This window comes from Hymenobacter psychrotolerans DSM 18569, assembly GCF_900142395.1.
Taxonomy (GTDB): Bacteria; Bacteroidota; Bacteroidia; order Cytophagales; family Hymenobacteraceae; genus Hymenobacter; species Hymenobacter psychrotolerans.
On the sequence record NZ_FRAS01000014.1, the window covers coordinates 1 to 19,898 of the forward strand.

The 19,898-nt window shown below is 62.0% G+C and carries 17 protein-coding genes; 8 read left to right on the forward strand and 9 right to left on the reverse strand.

What is annotated here, in order from left to right:
* Nucleotides 1–289, reverse strand: a 289-nt coding sequence (locus BUE15_RS13105) for a hypothetical protein (protein WP_211617656.1), incomplete at its 3' end; no start/stop codon positions are given.
* A 506-nt stretch (nt 290–795) separates the two neighbouring features.
* Between BUE15_RS13105 and BUE15_RS22645 the strand changes: the two genes are divergently transcribed.
* Nucleotides 796–3,315: an RCC1 domain-containing protein gene (locus BUE15_RS22645; RefSeq protein WP_084549033.1), complete on the forward strand. Its 2,520-nt coding sequence runs from the start codon at nt 796–798 to the stop codon at nt 3,313–3,315.
* Between the two features lie 86 nt (nt 3,316–3,401).
* On the opposite strand, the gene BUE15_RS13115 is transcribed toward BUE15_RS22645, so the two are convergent.
* A complete protein-coding gene (locus tag BUE15_RS13115; RefSeq protein ID WP_073285764.1) occupies nt 3,402–4,412 on the reverse strand; it encodes a transglutaminase-like domain-containing protein in 1,011 nt (336 codons plus the stop codon).
* Nucleotides 4,413–4,596: 184 nt separating this feature from the next.
* On the opposite strand from BUE15_RS13115, the gene BUE15_RS13120 reads away from it, so the two are divergent.
* On the forward strand, nt 4,597–5,805 hold the full coding sequence (locus tag BUE15_RS13120; protein WP_073285766.1) for a homogentisate 1,2-dioxygenase: 1,209 nt from the start codon (nt 4,597–4,599) through the stop codon (nt 5,803–5,805).
* Nucleotides 5,806–5,907: 102 nt separating this feature from the next.
* Here BUE15_RS13120 and BUE15_RS13125 read toward each other — a convergent pair whose 3' ends face one another.
* The 5 genes from BUE15_RS13125 to BUE15_RS13145 form a co-directional block, all read right to left on the reverse strand.
* Nucleotides 5,908–6,672 (reverse strand): hypothetical protein, encoded by a 765-nt coding sequence (locus BUE15_RS13125; RefSeq protein ID WP_139252280.1) that lies wholly within the window; start codon nt 6,670–6,672, stop codon nt 5,908–5,910.
* Between the two features lie 81 nt (nt 6,673–6,753).
* Nucleotides 6,754–8,310 carry a hydroxymethylglutaryl-CoA reductase gene (locus BUE15_RS13130; protein ID WP_073285772.1) on the reverse strand — a complete coding sequence of 519 codons (1,557 nt, stop codon included), beginning with the start codon at nt 8,308–8,310 and terminating at the stop codon, nt 6,754–6,756.
* Between the two features lie 87 nt (nt 8,311–8,397).
* Nucleotides 8,398–8,874 (reverse strand): energy transducer TonB, encoded by a 477-nt coding sequence (locus tag BUE15_RS13135; protein WP_073285775.1) that lies wholly within the window; start codon nt 8,872–8,874, stop codon nt 8,398–8,400.
* Between the two features lie 35 nt (nt 8,875–8,909).
* Nucleotides 8,910–9,332, reverse strand: a complete 423-nt coding sequence (locus tag BUE15_RS13140) for a hypothetical protein (protein WP_073285777.1) — start codon at nt 9,330–9,332, stop codon at nt 8,910–8,912.
* A 545-nt stretch (nt 9,333–9,877) separates the two neighbouring features.
* Nucleotides 9,878–10,699 carry a WG repeat-containing protein gene (locus tag BUE15_RS13145; protein ID WP_073285780.1) on the reverse strand — a complete coding sequence of 274 codons (822 nt, stop codon included), beginning with the start codon at nt 10,697–10,699 and terminating at the stop codon, nt 9,878–9,880.
* A 185-nt stretch (nt 10,700–10,884) separates the two neighbouring features.
* On the opposite strand from BUE15_RS13145, the gene BUE15_RS13150 reads away from it, so the two are divergent.
* The 3 genes from BUE15_RS13150 (at nt 10,885) to BUE15_RS13160 (ending at nt 13,013) form a co-directional block, all read left to right on the forward strand.
* A complete protein-coding gene (locus BUE15_RS13150; RefSeq protein ID WP_073285783.1) occupies nt 10,885–11,703 on the forward strand; it encodes a phytanoyl-CoA dioxygenase family protein in 819 nt (272 codons plus the stop codon).
* A gap of 56 nt (nt 11,704–11,759) precedes the next feature.
* Nucleotides 11,760–12,131, forward strand: coding sequence for a four helix bundle protein (locus BUE15_RS13155; RefSeq protein WP_073285786.1), 372 nt, complete (start codon nt 11,760–11,762; stop codon nt 12,129–12,131).
* A 96-nt stretch (nt 12,132–12,227) separates the two neighbouring features.
* Nucleotides 12,228–13,013: an SDR family NAD(P)-dependent oxidoreductase gene (locus BUE15_RS13160; RefSeq protein ID WP_073285789.1), complete on the forward strand. Its 786-nt coding sequence runs from the start codon at nt 12,228–12,230 to the stop codon at nt 13,011–13,013.
* A gap of 9 nt (nt 13,014–13,022) precedes the next feature.
* Here the strand turns inward: BUE15_RS13160 and BUE15_RS13165 are convergent, their stop codons facing one another.
* Nucleotides 13,023–13,697, reverse strand: coding sequence for a phosphatase PAP2-related protein (locus tag BUE15_RS13165; protein WP_073285792.1), 675 nt, complete (start codon nt 13,695–13,697; stop codon nt 13,023–13,025).
* A 167-nt stretch (nt 13,698–13,864) separates the two neighbouring features.
* Here BUE15_RS13165 and BUE15_RS13170 point away from each other — a divergent pair, with 167 nt between their 5' ends.
* Together BUE15_RS13170 and BUE15_RS13175 are read left to right on the forward strand one after the other, a co-directional pair.
* On the forward strand, nt 13,865–15,169 hold the full coding sequence (locus tag BUE15_RS13170; RefSeq protein WP_073285795.1) for an amidohydrolase: 1,305 nt from the start codon (nt 13,865–13,867) through the stop codon (nt 15,167–15,169).
* 163 nt (nt 15,170–15,332) lie between these two features.
* Nucleotides 15,333–16,202, forward strand: coding sequence for an ATP-grasp domain-containing protein (locus BUE15_RS13175; protein WP_073285798.1), 870 nt, complete (start codon nt 15,333–15,335; stop codon nt 16,200–16,202).
* A 139-nt stretch (nt 16,203–16,341) separates the two neighbouring features.
* Here BUE15_RS13175 and BUE15_RS13180 read toward each other — a convergent pair whose 3' ends face one another.
* Nucleotides 16,342–17,130: an SDR family oxidoreductase gene (locus BUE15_RS13180; RefSeq protein WP_170865262.1), complete on the reverse strand. Its 789-nt coding sequence runs from the start codon at nt 17,128–17,130 to the stop codon at nt 16,342–16,344.
* Nucleotides 17,131–17,399: 269 nt separating this feature from the next.
* Here BUE15_RS13180 and BUE15_RS13185 point away from each other — a divergent pair, with 269 nt between their 5' ends.
* Nucleotides 17,400–19,874: a M4 family metallopeptidase gene (locus BUE15_RS13185; protein WP_073285804.1), complete on the forward strand. Its 2,475-nt coding sequence runs from the start codon at nt 17,400–17,402 to the stop codon at nt 19,872–19,874.
* Nucleotides 19,875–19,898 lie beyond the last annotated feature (24 nt).

The window sequence follows — 19,898 nt, forward strand, 5'->3', positions numbered from 1 at the left end:
TGACACGGGCCTGCGAAACGCCAAAACTGGCCGCCTGGTGTTCTTGCAGGGCATTGCTTTTCAGGTAGGTGAGCAGAAAAAACAGCTTCACATCGCTGCCCGCCAGCACCGCCGTCGGCCGTTCGCGGTGAGCCGGAAACTGCCGCCGCTTCCCCGCCAGCGTATGCCAGCGGTGGTGCCGCTCCCAGGCCGGCGCGAAGGCGGTGAGCAAGTCGTCAAACTCGGCCACGTGCAGGCTGGTCAGGGCCAGAAACTGCCGGGGCCGCTCGCGTAAGGCACGGTAATCCATGCCCAAATCTACGGCTGCTCCTCGCGGATTAACTTAGCCACCTTTTCCGAATTAGGTCTATTAGAATTAGGGGAAATCTATACTGCAAAGCGGCCGGGGTGGGGACTCCGGCCGTTTTTGATTTTAAATGGTAGCTAGGCTGCTCCTTACTTGACGCGAATCACTTAGGGTTTTGGGAAACTACGGGACAGGCGCAGTGTGTATTTGGAATTTGAAAAAGAACGTCATTCTGAGCTTATCGAAGCCTATCTACCACTTCGTTCGTGGCTTTTTCAACGAAGCGGTAGAGAAGCTTCGACAAGCTCAGCATGGCAGAAACAACGGTTTCTTAAATTTCCCAACATGCTCCTAAATTTGGGTACATGTGGGTTGAGACGCAGTTACTAAACAACGCGCGGGCTAGCGTTGAAGCTGATTATCAAGAGAAGCATCTCTTGCTGATGTATATTTGACCAATTGCGGATGGTGTGCCATAACTATTCCGGAATCAATTTTCATCTTGATTTATGCCTCACTATACTTTTCGATTTCATCTTTTACTCTGCTTAGTTAGCCTGATTCGGTTGTTGGCAGGAGCTACCCCAAGCGAAGCACAGGTCATAGCTGCAGGGCATATGCATACAGCGTCGGTGCATCCAGACGGCACACTCTGGACTTGGGGAGAAAACAGTTCAGGTCAACTCGGCGATGGTACTACGCTCAATCAGGCTGCACCCGTTCAGGTAGGCGCGGATACTACCTGGGCAAGCGTAAGCGCCGGCCGTAACTTCACTGTAGCTGTACGCAAAGACGGTAGTCTCTGGAGTTGGGGCGCGAACGACGTAGGTCAGTTAGGAAACGGAACAAACAGCAGTTGGAGCTACCCTTCGCGGGTTGGGCTTGATACATGGCGTAGCGTAAGTGCGGGCGAAACCCATGTATTAGCTATCCGCACGGATGGGTCGCTGTGGAGTTGGGGAAGCAACAGCAACGGGCAGGCAGGCAATAATGTACCAATGGGTACAAACGCACCCGTACAACTCGGCACCGCTACCAACTGGCAGAGTGTGAGTGCAGGCGAGAGATACGGTATGGCCATTCGTACAGATGGGTCGCTCTGGGCGTGGGGCGCAAACTATTACGGCCAACTCGGCAACGGTACGCAAACGAACCAGTCTGTACCCATACAAGTAGGAGCTACTGCTACTTGGCGTCAAGTAGCAGCAGGGATGGGCCACACACTGGCCATTCGTACAGATGGGTCGCTCTGGGCGTGGGGCGCAAACTATTACGGCCAACTCGGCAACGGTACGCAAACGAACCAGTCTGTACCCATACAAGTAGGAGCTACTGCTACTTGGCGTCAAGTAGCAGCAGGGATGGGCCACACACTGGCCATTCGTACAGATGGGTCGCTCTGGGCGTGGGGCGACAATACCTGGGGGCAGCTGGGCACAGGTACTACTGCCCGATATCTGAGCCCGGTGCAAATAAGCCCGCTCACCAACTGGCAGACCGTTTCGGCAGGTTACGACCATAGTGTAGCGCTTCGTTCCGATAGAACTTTGTGGGCATGGGGCGAAAATGCGTACGGTCAAATCGGTAATGGTACCACTAGCCAGCGGCTTTCGCCAGTTCAGGTAGGTAGCCTATCAGGGTGGAAAAACGCGGCGGCTGGTTATCGATACACCATAGCGTTGCGAACAGATAATACTTTCTGGGCGTGGGGCGACAATACCTATGGGCAACTCGGCAACAACAGTGGGCTACAACTGGCACCCGTGGCAATAGCACCTCCTAGCACGTGGCAACAGGTGGCAGCGGGCAGTGACCACTCCGTAGGGATTCGTACGGATGGCACTCTGTGGACCTGGGGTGAAAATTTCTGGGGACAGCTAGGGGATGGATCTTCTCGTACGCAAGACCGCCCGGTGCAGGTAGGGCTGGCGGTTTGGCGGAGTATAAGTGCAAATAACCGATATACAGTGGCCATCCGAGCCGATGGAACGCTTTGGGGATGGGGAGTATCTGGTACTGGGAATATTCAGCGGCTGCCGGTGAAGCTTGATTCCGCTACTACATGGCACAGCGTGAGCGTTGGTGGGCGGCACGTATTGGCTATCCGCACCGATGGTACCCTTTGGGCCTGGGGCGACAACTCCTTCGGACAGCTCGGCATAACTTCTTCCTCCGTCAGCGAGCCAACACAGGTAGGTACGGCTACTACATGGCAGAGTGTGAGTGCCGGTAACGCCCATAGTATGGCGGTTCGTACCGATGGCACCCTTTGGGCGTGGGGGCAAAATGACAGCGGGCAATTGGGGGAGGGCACCACCATAAGCCAAGGCACACCAGTCCAGGTCGGTACGGCAACTACTTGGCGACAGGTAAGTGCCGGAAATGAGCATACGCTGGCACTGCGTACCAACGGTACAATCTGGAGTTGGGGCACTACTACGCTCGGCCAACTTCTAACTCCCCGGCAGATTGGTACCGTCACGACTTGGCAGCAGGTGCAGGCGAGGGGAGCTGTGTCGGCGGCGCTGCGCAGTAATGGCACGCTCTGGACTTGGGGAAGCAACTATTTTGGACAATTAGGCAACGGTACCTTGGTAAGCCAGAACGCTCCTGTGCAGGTGGGCACGGGGGCAACATGGCAGCAAGTAGCTACCGGCGGCGAGCATATGCTCGCTATTCGTACCGACGGTCAGTTGTGGGCTTGGGGCACAAACCGCAACGGGCAGTTGGCGCAGCCCATCGATAACCCAACTCCCATTTATGTTCCCAGCGGCGGTACACCCTTGGCTACCAAAGACGCCCGGGCAACGGCTGCATGGCGCCTATTCCCCAATCCTGCTCGGACTCAGGTTCGCATTGCAGGCTTGCCATCAGGCCCAGTAGTGGTCGAAGTATTTAGCACTCAGGGTCGCTTGGTACGTACTGTAACAAACAAACAAGTTCCTCTATCTGGGCTAAGCCCTGGATTATACATGCTACGGATACGGGCCGCCTCCGCTGTTCGCACGCTACGGCTAGTAGTCGAATAGCCATCAAAGCTCTTGCTGCGGCAGCTATTGCCATAAAGTCACATACTAGTCTAACTGCGCAGCTTCGCCGCCAGACCGGCCGGGCACTACTTGCTCACATCCTGATACCGGAACTCCCGCGCTATGCCTTCGAAGGGCTTGCCGTCTACCTCGGCGTAGGGATAGATGAAGTAGTTGAGGGGCTGGCTTTGCTGGCGTGGGGTCAGCTGCACGTCGCGGCCCCGGGTGAATTCGATGCGGTTTTCGTCGTGGGCGCCGAAGAAGTAGGCGCGGCGGCTGGGGTCTTTGGCGGCTTCGGAGGCATCAACGGGTACCCAGCCGGTTTGCCTGGTATAGAACTCGGCCCAGCAGTGGTAGCCTTTGATTTCGCCGGTGCCGCGCTCCGCGGGCAGCGGGAACCCAATGCTGAACCGGGCCGGAATGCCCAGCGCGCGGCAATAGCCGATAAACACGGCGTGAAAATCGGTGCAGTTGCCGCGGCGGGCGTCGCAGGCATAGTAGATGTCGCCGCGGCCCCAGCCCTGCCCGCTTTTGTCGTACGTAACGGTGCTGACGACGTGCTCATACACGGCGCGGGCCTTTTGGAGGTCGGTTTTGGCGCCGGCCTTCGTCACTACTTCCTGCGCCCAAGTCTTGATTTTGGCATCCAGCGGCACCAGCCGGTCGGGAGCCAGCCAGCGGGCCATGTCGGGGTCAGTAGGTTCGGTGGCGCGGGCTTTTGGAGCTTTGCCCGTGGTAGCTGGCGCCAGAAACGGGTTCAGATGCTCGCGCCGGGTGGCTTCAAACTGCATCGCCACGCGCAGATTCGCGGCCTGCGCGGCGGGCACTTTCAGGTGCAGCACCTGGTTGCCGTACGGCGCCGCCGCCAGCTTGTAGGGCACCGACGCCGTGATTTTCAGGTCCCGGATATCCTGCGAGGCGTCGGGGTGGGGCACCGGCAGCCACAGCTCCAGCGAGTCGGAGCCGGCTGGCAGAGCGGCGGGTACGGTGGCCGTGTAAGTAAAGGTGAAGGCACGGGCGCGCGGCGCGGCAGAAGGCGCGGCGGCCAGCAGTGCAAACCCGATGGGCAACAGGCCCCGAAAACGAACAGAACGCATAGATCAGCAGTATCAGCAGAGGCCCGGTACTAAGCCACAGCTACTCAAGACGCAAAGGTAGCCGGTTGCGTTCCGGTAAGTCCGGGCTGGCCAGACGAGCGGCCGGCGCGGGCTTCTGCCAAACTTCTTACCTTCACCGTCCCAACTTCTCACCCGGTTTCCACCCGCAACGCCCGTTTCCCGCATGGCTTACTACCACCGCCTTGGCCAGATTCCGCGCAAGCGCCACACCCAGTTCCGCCAGCCCGACGGCTCGCTCTATGCCGAGCAGCTGGTAGGCACGCTGGGCTTTCATGGCGTCTCGTCGCTGCTCTACCACAAGCATTTGCCCACCGAAATCCGCACGGTAGGCACGCCCGAGCCCTACAGCCCCAAGCTGCTGAAAGACCGGCCGCTGGAGCCGGCGCACCTGCGCACCCTGGCCCAGACCACCACCGGCGGCGACTACCTGCAGGCACGCCAGACCATGCTCGGCAACGCCGACGTGACGCTCAGCATCTGCAACCCCACGGAAAAGCGGATGCAGTACTACTACAAAAACGCCCTGGCCGACGAGGTGATTTTCGTGCACGAAGGCCGGGGTGAGCTGTGGAGCCAGATGGGCAAAGTCGCCTTCGAGCCCGGCGACTACATCGTTATTCCGCGCACCATCATTCACCAGTTGCACTTCGAGGACGGGCCAGTGCGCCTGCTCATCATCGAGTCGTTCAGCCCCGTGGAAACGTGCCGCCGCTACCGCAACCACTTCGGGCAGCTGCTGGAACACTCGCCCTACTGCGAGCGGGACATCCGGCCGCCCCACGAGCTGATTCAGGACGACGTGCAGGAGTCAGGCGAGTATCTGGTCAAGATCAAGAAGGAAGGCCAGTTGCACCATCTTACGTATGGCCACTCGCCGTTTGATGTGGTGGGCTGGGACGGCTACTTCTATCCTTACGCCACCAGCATCCACGATTTTGAGCCGATTACGGGCCGCCTGCACCAGCCGCCGCCCGTGCACCAGCACTTCGAGGCCAACAACTTCGTCATCTGCTCCTTCGTGCCGCGCCTCTTCGATTACCATCCGCTGAGCATTCCGGCCCCTTACAACCACTCCAACGTCGATTCGGATGAGGTGCTGTACTATGTGGCCGGCAACTTCATGTCGCGCAAAGGCGTGGATCTGGCCTCGTTTACGTGGCACCCCAGCGGCATTCCGCACGGGCCGCACCCCGGCACCGTGGAGGCCAGCATCGGCAAGAAGGAAACCCACGAGCTGGCCGTGATGGTAGACACGTTCCGGCCGCTCTACCTCACCGAAGCCGCGCTGCCCTACGTAGACCCGCGCTACCCCATGAGCTGGCAGCCCGGCTTCGTGCCCGACCCGCCGCGCGCCGCCGATATGATGGATTAGTTGCTGATTTCCTGAGGCTAAACCCTAAACAAGAGCGCCTGCCACACGTGGCAGGCGCTCTTGTTTGGAGGCGAAAGAGTGGAATCTGCTTCCTGCCCGGCGTTACTCGGCTGGGGTAGCAGCCAGGGTATTGTAGTGCTCCACCATTTTCAGCACGTCGTTTAGGTTGCTGTAGTCGAGGCCCTTGTACTTGGCGTAAGCGTCCATGTCGCCGGCGCGGGCTTTAAACACGCGCATCATGTTGCGGCGGTCCAGCGTCAGCTCGCCGGCAAAATCGGGCTTGGCTGCCTGCGTATAGAACAGCGTGGTGACGTGCAGCTGCTGCGCCGGACGAATCACGGTGTTCAGGGCCGGGTTGATTTCGGCGGCGCGCTCCTCAAATGTGTGGCGCACCAGCAGGCGCACGTCGCCGGTGCGGTTCAGCTCTTCCATAAAGCCGCGCCCCGAGCCGGTGCGCGTCGAGCTGTATTTGTACTCGCGGAACAGGTGCGGAGCCTGCCCGGCCGCCGGTACCAGCGTGAAGCTTTTGAGCGTACCCGATGGATACACTCGAATGCCGCCGGGCGCCGTGGCATCCTGCACCTCCAGCCACTGCAGTTTCAGGTTGTAGCGTACCCCCGAAACCGGGCCTTTCTCTCCGTCGAGTGGCTGCACGGTGCCCGCATTCCAGCCCTGGTTGTAGTAACCCAGCGCCGGCGTGCCCGCAATGGCGGCTTCTTTGTTGGCGGTACTCATGTTGAGGTTGCGGGCCGACATGGGCCGGCCGCGCGTGACGTCGGCCATATCATAGGAGCTCATGCCCGCCTGAGCCAGGGCAGAAGAGGCCGATAAAGACAACGCAAATAGCAGCGGCAGAACAGGTTTCATAGGAGGAATTGGGTGGAGATACAGACGTCAAATATACCGCTTTCCGGGCCTGGTAAGTTCCCGCCGGACAGCCTTTAGCCTTTAGCGGTTGCGGCCGTACTGCTCGTGGCTGCTCACCCAGTCGGAGCTGCTGATGGCCGAGCCCAGGCTTAGCTCGCCGGCCAGCACCACGCCGGCCACTATTTCCGCGAACTTGTTCACGGTGCCGCGGCCCACGCAGCCCAGCATGCGCAGGCACTCGTTCTGGGTGGCCAGGCCAGTGCCGCCGCCGTGCGTGGCCACTATCAGGCTCGGGATGGTGATGCTGATGTACAGGTCGCCTTCGGGCGTGATTTCCGAGTACAGCACGCCCGCCGACGATTCGCTCACGTTGGCCACGTCCTGGCCGGTGGCAATGAACAGGGCCGTAATGCCATTGGCCGAGTGCGCGCCGTTGTTGTTGGCGCCGCTCAGAAACGCCCCCACGTTGCTCACCTGCCCGTGGTAAGCCAGCTGCTCGGGCGTCACGCGCATGCGCTGCTGCAGAATGTCGCGCTTGATGACGGCCTCGGCTACCACCCGCTTGCCCCGGGTGCGCATCACGTTGATCTGGGACGCCTTCTTGTCGGTGGCGAAGTTGGACTCGAGGTAGAAGTGGCGGATGGGCGCGCCCTTGTAGTGCTCCAGAATCCAGGAGCAGGCCGCGAAGGTGGCGCGGCCCACCATGTTCTGCCCGGCCGCGTCGCCGGTGCTGTAGTTGAAGCGCAGGAAGGCAAACTTGTTGCTCAGATACGTATCAATGTACTGCAGCCTGGCTACGCGGGAGGTGCTTTCGGCCTCGGGCCGGATCTGCTCGATATTCTCCTCTACCCAGCGCCCAAAGTCCCGGGCGCCGCGGGCATCATCAAACACGAACACCGGAGCCCGCTGCATGGCGTCGCCGATGACGGTACACTTGACACCGCCGCACAGGTTGAGCACCTGCATGCCCCGGTTGTAGCTCGCTACCAGCGTGCCCTCGGTGGTGGCCATCGGAATCAGGAACTCACCGTCGGCGTGCTCCCCGTTCACGCGCAGCGGGCCGGCCAGCCCCACCGGAATCTGGGCCACGCCCGTGAAATGCTCGCAGTTGCCCTGCAGGTCGTGGGCATCGAAGGAGTAGTGCTTGAGGTGCTTGAACTCCTGCCCCGAGAATTCCTCGGCGAAGCGCTGCCGGGCCTGAATGGCGGCCTCGGAGTAGTCGTCCTGGTCTTGGCGCGGAATGCGGTGCTTGTTGTCGTGCTGCTGCGCAATGGCGTCCTCCACCTCCACGTTCAGGTCGCCGAACGGGTCGGCCGAAAACTGCACCTGCACTTTGTGGATTCCCTCCTTCAGGTGCTCAGTAGCCAGATGGAACGTAGCGGCCTGGCCCACCGGCAGCGTGTAGCCGGTATTGTCGGCGTTGAAGATGGTAGCCGGGCGCACGTCGCCCTCGCCCAGGTCCAGCGCAATCTGCTCCACGCCAATCTTCACGCCGTCAAGCTGCACATAGTCGATGCGGGTGATGCGCACCGTATCGAGGCGGTTCTTGATGCTGAAGGCCACGCCTTCGGGCGTGTTGTGGAGGCTGCCGCGGGTGTAGAGCAGCTTCAGCAGCATGGGGCTGGGCGTGAATATCATGGGAATTACGCTTAGGACGATGAGCGGGTAAAGTGCGAATTTTTCCGGGAAACATTACCCCGGCCCCTATCACAGGCAACGGCAAGGCTACTTCGTGACGAACGGCACGGCCAGCGTGTAGTACACCGCCACGGGCTTCCCGTTCTGGCGGGCCGGCCGAAACTCCCCGTCCAGCAGATGAATCACGCGCAGGGCCTCGGCATCGAGGGTGGGGTTGAGGCCCTTCACCACTTCGGCCTCACGCACCACGCCCGTATCCGTCACGATGAAGCGCACGAACACCTGGCCCTGCGTGCCCCATTGCTCCCGCGGAAACCTGCGGTTGCGCTCCACAAACTGCGCCAGCGCCCGGTCGCGGCCGTGGCGGTAGGTGGGCATCTGCTCGGCATAGCTGTACACCGTGGGCGGCGCCTGCTGCGCAAACGCCCCGGCCGGCAGGGCCGCCAGCACCATCACGGCCGCCCAGCGGCACACCCACTGTGGGAAAGCCGAGCCCCGGCCGGGCCCAAAAAACCGGCCCCATAAAGCGCCGGCACTGCTACTATAGGAAGAAAAGAAAGGCATAAGCAGAAAGAGCAGAGAGAAACGAATGCGCCTGTTTACGGCAGCGGGGCCACCGGCGGGTGCTCGTTGCGGGCCACGGCCAGCAGCCAGTCTTCGCCGAACCGGGTGAGGCGGAAAACACGGCGCGGCCCCTCGTAGGCAAAGCGCAGCAGCCCGGCCCGCACCAGCCCCGTGTGGGCGTGGCTGCCCGCCACCCGGCCCACCCCGGCCGCGGCCGCCAGCTGGGCCGCCGTGCAGGCCTCCTGCCGCAGAAACGCGTAGCACATGTGCGCCTGCGTGGCCCGGCCCCGCGCATTGCGGCCGGGCACCAGCGCGGCCAGTGTGTCTTCGAGGCGCTGCCGCACGCGGGCCGGCGTGAAGGTGTGCTCGTCGGGCGGCGGGGGCTGGTCGCGGCGGGCTACGCGGGCGGCGAGGTGGCCCACCAGCTCATCGGGGGCGGAAATAGGGGAGGTAGACATCGGATAGCACCCGCGTAGATAGCTGCGGACCGGAAGATAGCCAACGCCCACCATTTCAGCCCCATGCCCGCCGCCCCCGCGTAGCCCTACTGCGTGCCGCCGACCGCCTCAACTACGTCGTTGTATAGTAACCGACGAAGAATGCACGCATAAGGCAAGCCTTTGCTGCCTAACCATCAGTGCCCGTGCATATCAGGAAAGCAGGTGCTGCATAACACCTGGCGGCTGTCCGTATCCGGCATCCCGGTGCTGCCTAACACTTGGTGCCTGTTCATAAAAGGCAGCCCGGTGCTCAGTAGCCGCATGCGGATGGTTGTATGCTAGGCAGTGTGGAGAGTGGGTGTAACAAGTGGTCAGATGTTCGCCAGACCGTCATGCTGAGCGAAGCCGAAGCATCTCTACCGCCAACGTAATTTCTGGTTACCACTGCGGTAGAGATGCTTCGGCAGGCTCAGCATGACGTGCTTTTTGCTTGCTGTCTATACATACTAGCCTGGGTTGTAGCAAAACCGGCCGGTGCGGGCCTCGGGCGGGCGGCCGTGGGGCTACTTATCTTCCCAGAACTCGCGCCCTTTGCTGTCGATGTAGCCCGGCTGCCCGGTGCTGGTGGTTACGCGGGCCACGTCGGCCACGAAGGGTTCGGCGGCGGCGTATTTCACCTCGGTCAGCAGCCGGCCCTCGTGGCTGAGGTAGCCGAAGCGGCCGGCCTGCTCCACTATCGGATACAGGAAGCCGTTGGCGGCCGTGGCCCGGATGGCGTCATACTCCAGCGGCAGCACGAGGCGGCCTTTGGCGTTAAGCACGCCCCACTTGCTGCCCTGGCGCACCAGCAGCAGCCCGCTGTGGTGCAGGTCCCGGATTTCGTCGTACTCGGCGGGCACTACGGTGCTGGAGCCGCTCGTGAACCGGAAGCCGACTTTGCCCTGGCGGCGCAGCAGGTCGCCCTGCTCCAGGTAGTCGGTTTCGGGCTCCGGCCCGGCGGGCGAGGCGAGGCGGTGGCCGGCCGGCCCGATGGCGAAGGTGTCGCCGCGCAGCACCACGGTGGCGCGCCCGTCGGGCCCGAAGTTGCCGGCGTAGCTGTACTGGGCCGGTATCAGGGCGTTGCCACTGCCATCGATGTAGCCGTAGAGCGGGCCCTGGCGCACCCAGGCCAGCTCCTGCACGAAGGGGCCGGCCTCATCGTAGGCCAGCGGCAGCACGAGGCGGCGGCTCTGGTCGGCATAGCCCCAGCGGCTGCCTTTGCGGAACGGCACGAGGCGGCTGCCCGCCGTTTGGGCCGGGGCAAACTCGGGAAGCAGCAGACTCAGGGCGCAGGACGCCAGCAGGAGCCATCCTGGCCGTAGCAGACGAAACCGGAAAGCAGACATTACAGCTAAGGTACGAGGGGCAGCCAAAACCTGAGCGCCTGTTTGCGGGTTTCACCAGTTCTTCACGCTGTAGCGTGCAGCTTCACTGCTTTTCTGCGGCCGGCTCGCCCGCCGGCGCATAGGGCGGCGCCCTCTCACCTTGTATCTTTGCGCCTGCGGGCGTGCTTCCGGCCGCAACGGCTACTATGGCTTCTCTACCACTACCCTATCCACGCTTTACGCTCGGTTCTGCCCTCACAACCGAACAGCTGGACTTCTTCCGGCAACACGGCTTTCTTCACTTTCGCGCTTTTGCCGGCCCCGGGCAGGTGCAGGAGCTGCTGCGGGCCACCGAAGCCGTGCAGCAGCAGTGGCTGGCCGAAGGGGTGCAGAAAGTAAACGGCGTCCCCATCAAATACGGCAAAGACGTGGATGGCTCGCCCATCGTGCAGCGCTTCGCCTTTGCCTCGCACTACAGCCCCGTGCTGGCCGAGTTCCTGCAGGATGCGCGCTTTCGGGCCTTGTTTCCGCTGCTCGAAGCGCCGGGCGGCCGCGTCGGCATCAACGAAAAGGACGGCCTCGTCATCAACCACTACGTGAACGTGCCGGGCTCGGAGTTTTCGCAGATGGGCTGGCACACCGACTCGCTGCGGGACGTGTTCTACGGCAAGCGCATCGGCCCGATGCTGAACGTAGGCTTCCACCTCGATGGCACGCCGGCCACCAACGGCGGCCTGCGCCTGATTCCGGGCACGCACCGCCAGCCGCTGCGCGAAATGCTGTTTCGCAAGAAATACTACAAGGACGTCAGCGCCGACTCGCACGAAATAGCCGTGGAAACCGAGCCCGGTGACCTGACCGTGCACGACGGCCGCATGTGGCACCGCGTGGCGCAGTCGCCGCTGGTGGGGGAGGTGTCGAGGCGCCGCGTGATGTATGTGCCCATCGTGGCCGGCAAGTACCAGCCCAAGCACGAACACAGCCCCACGCCGTTCTACCTGCGCTTTCTGCACCTGGTGAAGTAGAGTGAATGAGTGAGTGAATGAGTGAATGAGTGAATGAGTGTTTTTTCTGACAGCTTATGGGCTCGGTAGATAAGGTTGCTTTTATAGATGCGTTGAGGAACCGTACAAAGCAGTTATCCTTGCGTACTATCCGGCTGTTTCAGCAACTACCGAAGACCGAGGAGGCACGGATTATTGGGCGGCAGTTGTTGCGGGCTTCCACATCCGTTGGGGCAAACTACCGTGCTGTTTGCCGGGCTAGGTCAAAAGCAGAATATTATGCAAAGCTTTGTATTTGTGTGGAAGAGGCTGACGAAACGCTGTTTTGGCTGGAGCTTCTGATGGAGTCCGGTATAGTTTCGGAGGAGAAGCTAAAGCCACTGCACAAGGAGTTTGAAGAAGTAGTGTCCATACTGGCTACTGCACGTAAATCAGCTTCCGCGCACTGAGCAGTCAGCTACTCAGCCAACCATTCACCGCCGCGTCTACAGCACCTGCCGGTTGCGTCACTCATTCACTCATTCACTCATCCACTCATCCACTCATTGAAAACTGCCCTCATTACCGGCGCTTCCCGCGGAATCGGGCGCGCTTTTGCTACCGAGCTGGCCCGCCGGGGCTACAACCTGCTGCTGGTAGCGCGCTCCGCAGACCAGCTGGAGCAGGCCGCCACGGAGCTGCGCCAGCAGGCCGGTGTGGAAGTAGCCGTGCTGGCGCAGGACCTGGCCGCTTCAAATGCCGCGGAGCAGGTGGCGGAGTGGGCCAACAGCCAGACCCAGGAGTTGGCAGTGCTGGTGAACAATGCGGGTTATGGGCTGTGGGGGCGGTTTGAGGAGCTGAGCTTAGCCGAGCAGCAAAGCATGCTGCAGCTGAATATGCACGTGCCGGTGGCCCTTACGCACCGGCTGCTGCCCGCACTCCGGCAGCAGAAAAAGTCCTTCATCCTGAACGTGTCGAGTACGGCAGCCTACCAGGCAGTACCCACACTCACGCTCTACGCGGCCAGTAAGGCGTTTCTGCTCAGCTTCTCACGCGGGCTGCGCTACGAGCTGCGCGGCTCCGGCGTGTCAGTCACCTGCCTCAGCCCCGGCGCCACCACCACCGACTTCGCCGACCGTGCCGGGATGAGCGCCGGCCTGCAGGAAACCGCCAACAAAGTATCCATGACGCCCGAGCAGGTGGCGCAGGCCGGTATTGCGGCCATGCTGGCCGGCGAGGCCGAGCTGATTCCGGGCGCCCTGAACAAAGTATCGGCCCACCTGACCGGCCTCGTGCCCAAAGCCCTGACCGAGAAAATAGCAGCCGGCATCTACGAGAAGCACCTGAAGTAGCCTGCTCCGTTAGTACGCTGCTTTCCGGCTTCCTGAAACTATCCGGCCCGCCAGCCAGAAGCAGAATGCCGCGAAAAGCGGGGCGGCCAGCACGTCGTAGGTGTAGTGGGCGTGCTGCACCAGCACCAGCAGGCCCACGGCCACGGTGCCCGGCACCAGCCAGCGGCGCAGCCGGCCCGGCCCCACGGCCAGCGCCAGCAGTGCCACGGTGGCCGTGTGGCCCGAGAAAAACAGGTCTTTGGTGATGGGAGCCGGCGCTGCGTAGATAAGCGCATCCACCAGCGGGTCGCGGAGCAGGATGAGGCCGGCCGGGGGCTCCAGCGGCAGCAGCCACAACAGCAGGCAGCGGCACAGGTGCAGCAGCCAGTAGGCCCACAGCGCCCGCAGCAGCAGCGCCGGCCGCGGCAGCAGATACACCACAGCAGCCCCAATGCTCAGGTAGATAACCGCAAACGTGGGTCCCGATACATCGTAAGCGGGCAGCAGCGCCAGCAGCGGGTCGGGCAGCACCACGCCGGGCCGGGCCTGAATGAAGGCGAAGAAACCCGGCAGCCCCGCCACCAGCCCCAGCAGCAGCACCAGCACCCCCAGCAGCCGCCCCCGAAAGCCTGGCGTACGCCATGCGGCGGGCCAGCGCAGGGGCGCAGCAGTAGGTGGGGGGGCAGAAACAGGGGAAAGCGGCATCCGGCAAAGGTAAGGCCCGGCTGGCGTCGCAGGCGCAGCGTGGCCGGTGGCCGGAGCGGTTTGGTGGTTCTGCTGTTCGTGGGCGCGCGGAAGCCGCTGCCGCGCCGGATTGCTGGCGAACCGGCGCGGGCGTTGTACCTTTTGGGGCCACTTTCCACGTCTGCCGCATGAAGCGCCTGCTCCTGTTACTTCCCCTTGCTTTTGCATTTACCCGCCCGGCTGCTGCCCAGAATGCTGCCCTCAATGCCCGCATTGCCAAGCTCTCGGCGCAGCAGGAAACCCAGGTAATTGCCTGGCGGCGCGATATTCACGAGCACCCCGAGCTGGGCAACATGGAAACCCGCACGGCTGGCATTATTGCGGCGGAGCTGAGGCGGCTGGGGCTGGAAGTGCAGACCGGCGTGGCCCGTACCGGCGTGGTGGGCATCCTGCGCGGCGGCAAGCCCGGCCCCGTAGTGGCCCTGCGCGCCGACATGGACGGGCTGCCCGTCACGGAAAGTGTCGCGCTGCCTTTTGCCTCCAAAGCCCGCGCCCAGTACAACGGCCAGGAAGTGGGCGTGATGCACGCCTGCGGCCACGACACCCACGTAGCCATGCTGCTGGGCGCGGCCAACGTACTCAGCCAGGTAAAGAAAGACCTGCCCGGCACCGTGAAATTCATCTTTCAGCCGGCCGAAGAAGGCTCCTTGCCCGGCGTGACGGGCGGCGCCAAGCTCATGGTGCAGGAAGGCGTGCTCAGCAACCCCAAAGTCGATGCTATTTTCGGGGTCCACATCAACGCCCAGACCGAAGTAGGCACCCTCCGCTACCGCCCCGAGGGCGAAATGGCTTCGTCGGATGTATTCAGCATCAAGGTGAAAGGGAAGTCGGCGCACGGCGCGTATCCGTGGCTGGCCGTGGACCCGGTAGTGGCCGCCGCCCAGATCATCATGGGCCTGCAGACCATCGTGAGCCGGCAGGTGCAACTGACCGAAGATGCCGCCGTGCTGACTGTGGGCATGGTGCACGGCGGGGTGCGCAACAACATCATTCCCGAGCAGGTGGAGCTGACCGGCACCATCCGCACGCTCAACACCGACATGCAGCAGCAGATCTGGGCCGCCGTGCGCCGCACCGCCACCAACATTGCCGAAAGCGCCGGCGCCACCGCCGAAGTGGACATCGTGAACTATGCCCCCGTGACCTACAACGAGCCGCGCCTCACCGAGCAGATGCTGCCCACGCTGCGCCGCGTGGCCGGCCCCGGACAGGTGGAGCTGCAGAAAGCCGTGACCGGGGCCGAGGACTTCGCGTATTTCCAGGAGAAAGTGCCTGGGCTGTTTCTGTTTGTGGGCGGCATGCCCAAAGGCAAAAAGCCCGCCGATACGGCGCCGCACCACACCCCCGGCTTTTTCGTAGACGAAAGCGGCCTGACGCTGGGCGTGCAGACCCTGGCCACGCTGGCCGCCGATTATCTGGCGATGAAAAAATAAATCGTGATGAGGTGAAGGAGGGATGAAGTGATGAAGGAATGAGGTGGCAAGTGCTGGGCCAATCCCCACAATTTCATTTTTCCATCCTCATCACCTCATTACCTCATCACCTCATCACCCCATCACCAAAAACCACCTCAGTGCTCTAGTCCACCTGTACTCAATGAATATTGCCCTGGTAACCTGCGAAACGCTGGCTCAGTACGCCGCGCCCAACGTCGATGATGAAGACAACCTGCTCACGCGCTACCTCCGGGAGCAAGGCCACAGCGTCGAGCCCCGCATCTGGAGCAATCCGGCCGTCGACTGGCTGAGCTACGATGTGGTGGTGCTCAAGTCGCCGTGGGACTATTTCGACCGGGTGCAGGAGTTCTACTCTTGGCTCAACAGGATGGAAACGCTGGGCGTACGCCTGCTGAACCCCGTGAGAACCGTGCGCTGGAACGCCGACAAACAGTATCTGCGCGACATGGAGCAGGCCGGCGTGCGCATAGTGCCCACGCACTGGCTGGCGCAGGGTAGCGCTTTTCAGGCTGATGAGCTGTTCGCTACGCTTGGTTGTGAGCGGCTGGTGATGAAGCCCTCGGTGAGTGGCGGGGCCAAAAACACCTTCGAGCTGACCCACGACGAAGCCACGCGCCGCACCCCGGAACTGACGGAGCTGCTGCGCCACGAGGATTTTCTGGTGCAGCCGTTTCAGCCCCAGATTCAGGAGCAGGGCGAATGGTCGCTCATCTACCTGGGCGGCGAATACAGCCACTGCGTGCTGAAAACTCCCAAGCCCGGCGACTTCCGGGTGCAGCACTATCTGGGTGGTGGCATTGAGCCCCGTGAGGCGCCTGCTCACCTGCGCCGCGCCGCCGACCATATCGTGCGCGAGTTTGCCCAGGGCTGCCTCTACGCCCGCGTAGACGGAGTGGAAGCCAACGGCGAGCTGCTGCTCATGGAGCTGGAATTGATTGAACCCTTCCTGTACCTGGCCTCCGCCGAAGGCTCCCTGGCCCGCTACGAGCAGGCCCTGGCGCGGCTGTAAGTAGTTCTGATTCCGGCAGAAGCTCAGGTTTCTATCTGCCTGACTTTTGTGCGAAAAAGCCCCAGAAGACTTGTATCCGGCAAGTCTTCTGGGGCTTTCGAGCGTTCTAACTAGTAGTGCAAACCGCGGGAATCCGTGCTCAGAAGGCATTCACGGAGAAGCCCCCGTCTACGCTCAGGCACTGGCCGGTGATGTAGCTGGCGGCCGGCAAGCACAGAAACGCCACGGCGGCGGCCACTTCCTCCGGCTCGCCTACCCGGCCCTGCGGCGTGCGGCTCACCACCTGCTGCAGATATTCCGGGTTGCGCAGCACGGTTTCGGCCAGCGGCGTGCGGATGTACCACGGCGCCACTGCATTCACCCGGATGCCGGCCGGCGCCCATTCCACGGCCAGGTTGCGGCTCAGCTGAATGAGGGCCGCCTTGGTCATGCCGTAGATGGAGCCGGTGCGCACGTGCTGCAGCCCCGCCACCGACGACACATTGACGATGCTGGCCGCCCCAGCCGCCTTCAGCATCGGGTACGCGCCCTGGCACAGCCCAAACGCCGATTCCAGGTTAGTAGCCAGCAGCTGCTGATACTCGGTAGGGCTGTAGTCGGTGGTGGGCTTGCGGATGTTGGTGCCCACATTGTTGACCAGAATGTGGAGCACGCCACCGCGTTGCGCTACTGCGTCCAGTAGAAGCTGGCGGCCGGCTTCGGTGCTTACATCGGCTGCAATGGCGTGCGCATCGAGGCCCAGTGCCCGCCAGGCCGCTACCTGCGCCTCCAGTTCGGGAGCCTGCCGGGCTACGGCCAGCACCGTGGCACCCAGGTTCAGCAGCTCCGTCGCTATTGCCGCACCAATTCCTCTGGAAGCGCCCGTCACGAGGGCAAGCTGCTGGGTAAGGTTCCAGCGGTTGTTCAATTCAGTAGAAGAGGAGTACATGGTAGGGGCAAATGAGCGTGTAAAATTATGTCAGCCTGATGCTAAGGAAATTTGATTTTAGGGGGCTTAGGAGGGATAATATGGTACTAAAGATTCTAATAGTTGTATTAAGTATATATAGTAGATTATTGTGATAGTTGTAATAATTGTTGAGGATGAAAAATTAAATTGCAATGAAATGCGGCTGGTTTTGAAAAAAATATAAATTGATGCCCTGCATTATGGAAATTATGCAGGCCGATCTTCTTTCACTTCCACAACCACACAACATGCTCAACAAGTACTCTGCCGCAGCATTATTGCTGCTCGGTGGCCTCCACTCCGCGGCCGTAGCCCAGGACCTGTCCCGGGTACAAAGTAAAGACCTCAACGACAACGGCACGCCCTATCTGGTGCAGTTCAAAGCCGATGTGGCAGCCTACCAGCTCAACCAGGCCACCCAGCTGCTCCGCGACCAGCTGCAGCTCACCTCCGACGACCAGCTGCTGCCCCTCAAATCAGAAGCCGATGACCTGGGCTTTGCGCACGAGAAATTCCAGCAGTACTACAAAGGCATCAAGGTAGAGCATGCTACGTACTCGGTGCACGCCCGTGGTGGCAAAGTGCAGAGCATCAGTGGGCAGTTTGAGCGGGTGCGCGGCCTCAATGTCACGCCTTCCCTCTCCGCCGATGCTGCGCTGCAGCAGGCTATGGCCTTTGTGGGCGCCCGCAAATACATGTGGCAGGATGAGCGGGAAGAAGCCAGCCTGAAGCAGCAACTGGACAACGCCAACGCCACGTACCGCCCGCAGGGTGAACTGGTCGTGGTGCGCAACCTGCGCACTACCAATGCCGCGCTGGCTGGCAAGCCTACCCTGGCTTGGAAGTTCAACATCTACGCGCAGGCCCCCATCAGCCGCGCCTACATTTATGTTGATGCCCACTCCGGCGAAGTAGTGGGGCAGGACAACATCATCAAGCACGCGGCGGCCACGGCCACGTTTGCCACGGCCTACAGCGGCACCCGCACGCTGGCCAACGGCACCGCTACCGGCGGCTACAACCTGCGCGAAGCTACCCGTGGCCTGGGCATCGAAACCTACAACTGCAAGCGCAGCAACAGCTACACCGGCGCCGTGGACTTCGTGGATGCCGACAACAACTGGACCGCCGCCGAATACAACAACGCCACCTTCGACAACGTGGCCGGCGACGCACACTTTGGGGCGCAGGCTACCTACGACTACTGGAAGCTGGTACACAACCGCAACTCCTTCGACAACGCCGGCGCCAAAATCAAGAGCTACGTGCACTTTGATGACGTGCCGGGTGGCGCGGGCTACGAAAATGCCTTCTGGGACGGGGTGCGCATGACCTACGGCGACGGCGCCAGCACCTTCAAGCCCCTGACTGCCCTGGACGTGTGCGCCCACGAAATCGGGCACGCCATCTGCGAGAAAACCGCCAACCTGACCTACCAGAACGAGTCGGGCGCCATGAACGAAGGCTTCTCCGACATCTGGGGCGCCTGCGTGGAAGCCCGCTCGGCCAGCACCTACGGCCTCACCGGCAAGAGCACCTGGCTTATCGGCGAAGAAATCATGAAGGCCGGCGGCGCGCTGCGTTCCATGAGCAACCCCAACGCCTATGGCCAGCCCGACACCTACAAAGGCACGTACTGGAGAGCCACGACCAGCAGCCCAACCCAGTCCAACGACTACGGCGGAGTGCACACCAACTCGGGCGTACTCAACTACTGGTTCTACCTGCTGAGCCAGGGCGGTTCCGGCACCAACGACATCGGCAGCGCCTACACAGTAGCGGGCGTGGGGCTTGATGCGGCCGCCAAAATTGCCTACCGCACCGAAGCTGTGTACCTGTCGGCTTCCTCTACTTTCGCTAATGCTCGTGCCGGCGCTATTTCGGCCGCTACCGACCTGTATGGCGCTGGCTCGGCGCAGGTTACGGCCGTTACGAATGCCTGGTATGCCGTGGGGGTTGGGGCGGCTGCCGGTGGCGGCGGAACTACGCCTACCACGCCTACCTACTGCGCCAGCAAAGGCACCAACGTATCCTACGAGTGGATTGACCTCGTGAGCCTGGGCAGCATCAACCGCAGCTCGGCCAGCAATGCCGGCTACTACGACGGCACGGCCACCAGCACCAGCGTAGCCGCTGGCTCGTCGCAGACCATCAGCTACAGCGCCGGCTTCACGGGCACGGCCTACACCGAGTACTGGAAGATCTACATCGACTACAACCAGGACGGCGACTTCATTGACAGCGGCGAAACCGTGGTGAGCCGCGCCGGCACCAGCAGCAGCACCACACTCACGAGCACCTTCACCATCCCGACTACGGCCAAAAACGGCAAAACCCGGATGCGCGTGGTCATGAGCGACGCCTCGGCCACGACCAGCTGCGGCATCTACAGCTACGGCGAAACCGAGGACTACAGCATCACGATTTCCGGTGGCGCCGCTATTGCCGGCAACACGGGCAGCAACGCCAGCATGGGCCTCACGCAGAACGTTGCGCGCAGCCTGGAGCTGTATCCTAACCCTGCCACCGATGTCGTGAACATCATCATGCCCGACAACGCTCCGGTAGTATCCGTGACGCTCACGGACCTGCGCGGCGCCAAAGTAACCGGTCTGCGCATCAGCGGCGACCAGCTGAACGTGTCGGCTCTGGCCCGCGGCATCTACACCCTCACTGTCAGCGACGGGCAGAAAGTGTTCCACCAGCGCTTCGTGAAGCAGTAATTGCTTCTCGCGCTTGCAAAAAAG

Excerpts from the sequence above, each read along its gene's own strand:
- BUE15_RS13170 (WP_073285795.1), top strand. The coding sequence starts at position 13,865 with ATGAAGCGCCTGCTCCTGTTACTTCCCCTTGCTTTTGCATTTACCCGC.
- BUE15_RS13120 (WP_073285766.1), top strand. The coding sequence starts at position 4,597 with ATGGCTTACTACCACCGCCTTGGCCAGATTCCGCGCAAGCGCCACACC.
- BUE15_RS13135 (WP_073285775.1), bottom strand. The coding sequence starts at position 8,874 with ATGCCTTTCTTTTCTTCCTATAGTAGCAGTGCCGGCGCTTTATGGGGC.
- BUE15_RS13150 (WP_073285783.1), top strand. The coding sequence starts at position 10,885 with ATGGCTTCTCTACCACTACCCTATCCACGCTTTACGCTCGGTTCTGCC.
- BUE15_RS13130 (WP_073285772.1), bottom strand. The coding sequence starts at position 8,310 with ATGATATTCACGCCCAGCCCCATGCTGCTGAAGCTGCTCTACACCCGC.
- BUE15_RS13165 (WP_073285792.1), bottom strand. The coding sequence starts at position 13,697 with ATGCCGCTTTCCCCTGTTTCTGCCCCCCCACCTACTGCTGCGCCCCTG.
- BUE15_RS13180 (WP_170865262.1), bottom strand. The coding sequence starts at position 17,130 with ATGTACTCCTCTTCTACTGAATTGAACAACCGCTGGAACCTTACCCAG.
- BUE15_RS13140 (WP_073285777.1), bottom strand. The coding sequence starts at position 9,332 with ATGTCTACCTCCCCTATTTCCGCCCCCGATGAGCTGGTGGGCCACCTC.
- BUE15_RS13175 (WP_073285798.1), top strand. The coding sequence starts at position 15,333 with ATGAATATTGCCCTGGTAACCTGCGAAACGCTGGCTCAGTACGCCGCG.
- BUE15_RS13145 (WP_073285780.1), bottom strand. The coding sequence starts at position 10,699 with ATGTCTGCTTTCCGGTTTCGTCTGCTACGGCCAGGATGGCTCCTGCTG.
- BUE15_RS13155 (WP_073285786.1), top strand. The coding sequence starts at position 11,760 with ATGGGCTCGGTAGATAAGGTTGCTTTTATAGATGCGTTGAGGAACCGT.
- BUE15_RS22645 (WP_084549033.1), top strand. The coding sequence starts at position 796 with ATGCCTCACTATACTTTTCGATTTCATCTTTTACTCTGCTTAGTTAGC.
- BUE15_RS13115 (WP_073285764.1), bottom strand. The coding sequence starts at position 4,412 with ATGCGTTCTGTTCGTTTTCGGGGCCTGTTGCCCATCGGGTTTGCACTG.
- BUE15_RS13125 (WP_139252280.1), bottom strand. The coding sequence starts at position 6,672 with ATGAAACCTGTTCTGCCGCTGCTATTTGCGTTGTCTTTATCGGCCTCT.
- BUE15_RS13185 (WP_073285804.1), top strand. The coding sequence starts at position 17,400 with ATGCTCAACAAGTACTCTGCCGCAGCATTATTGCTGCTCGGTGGCCTC.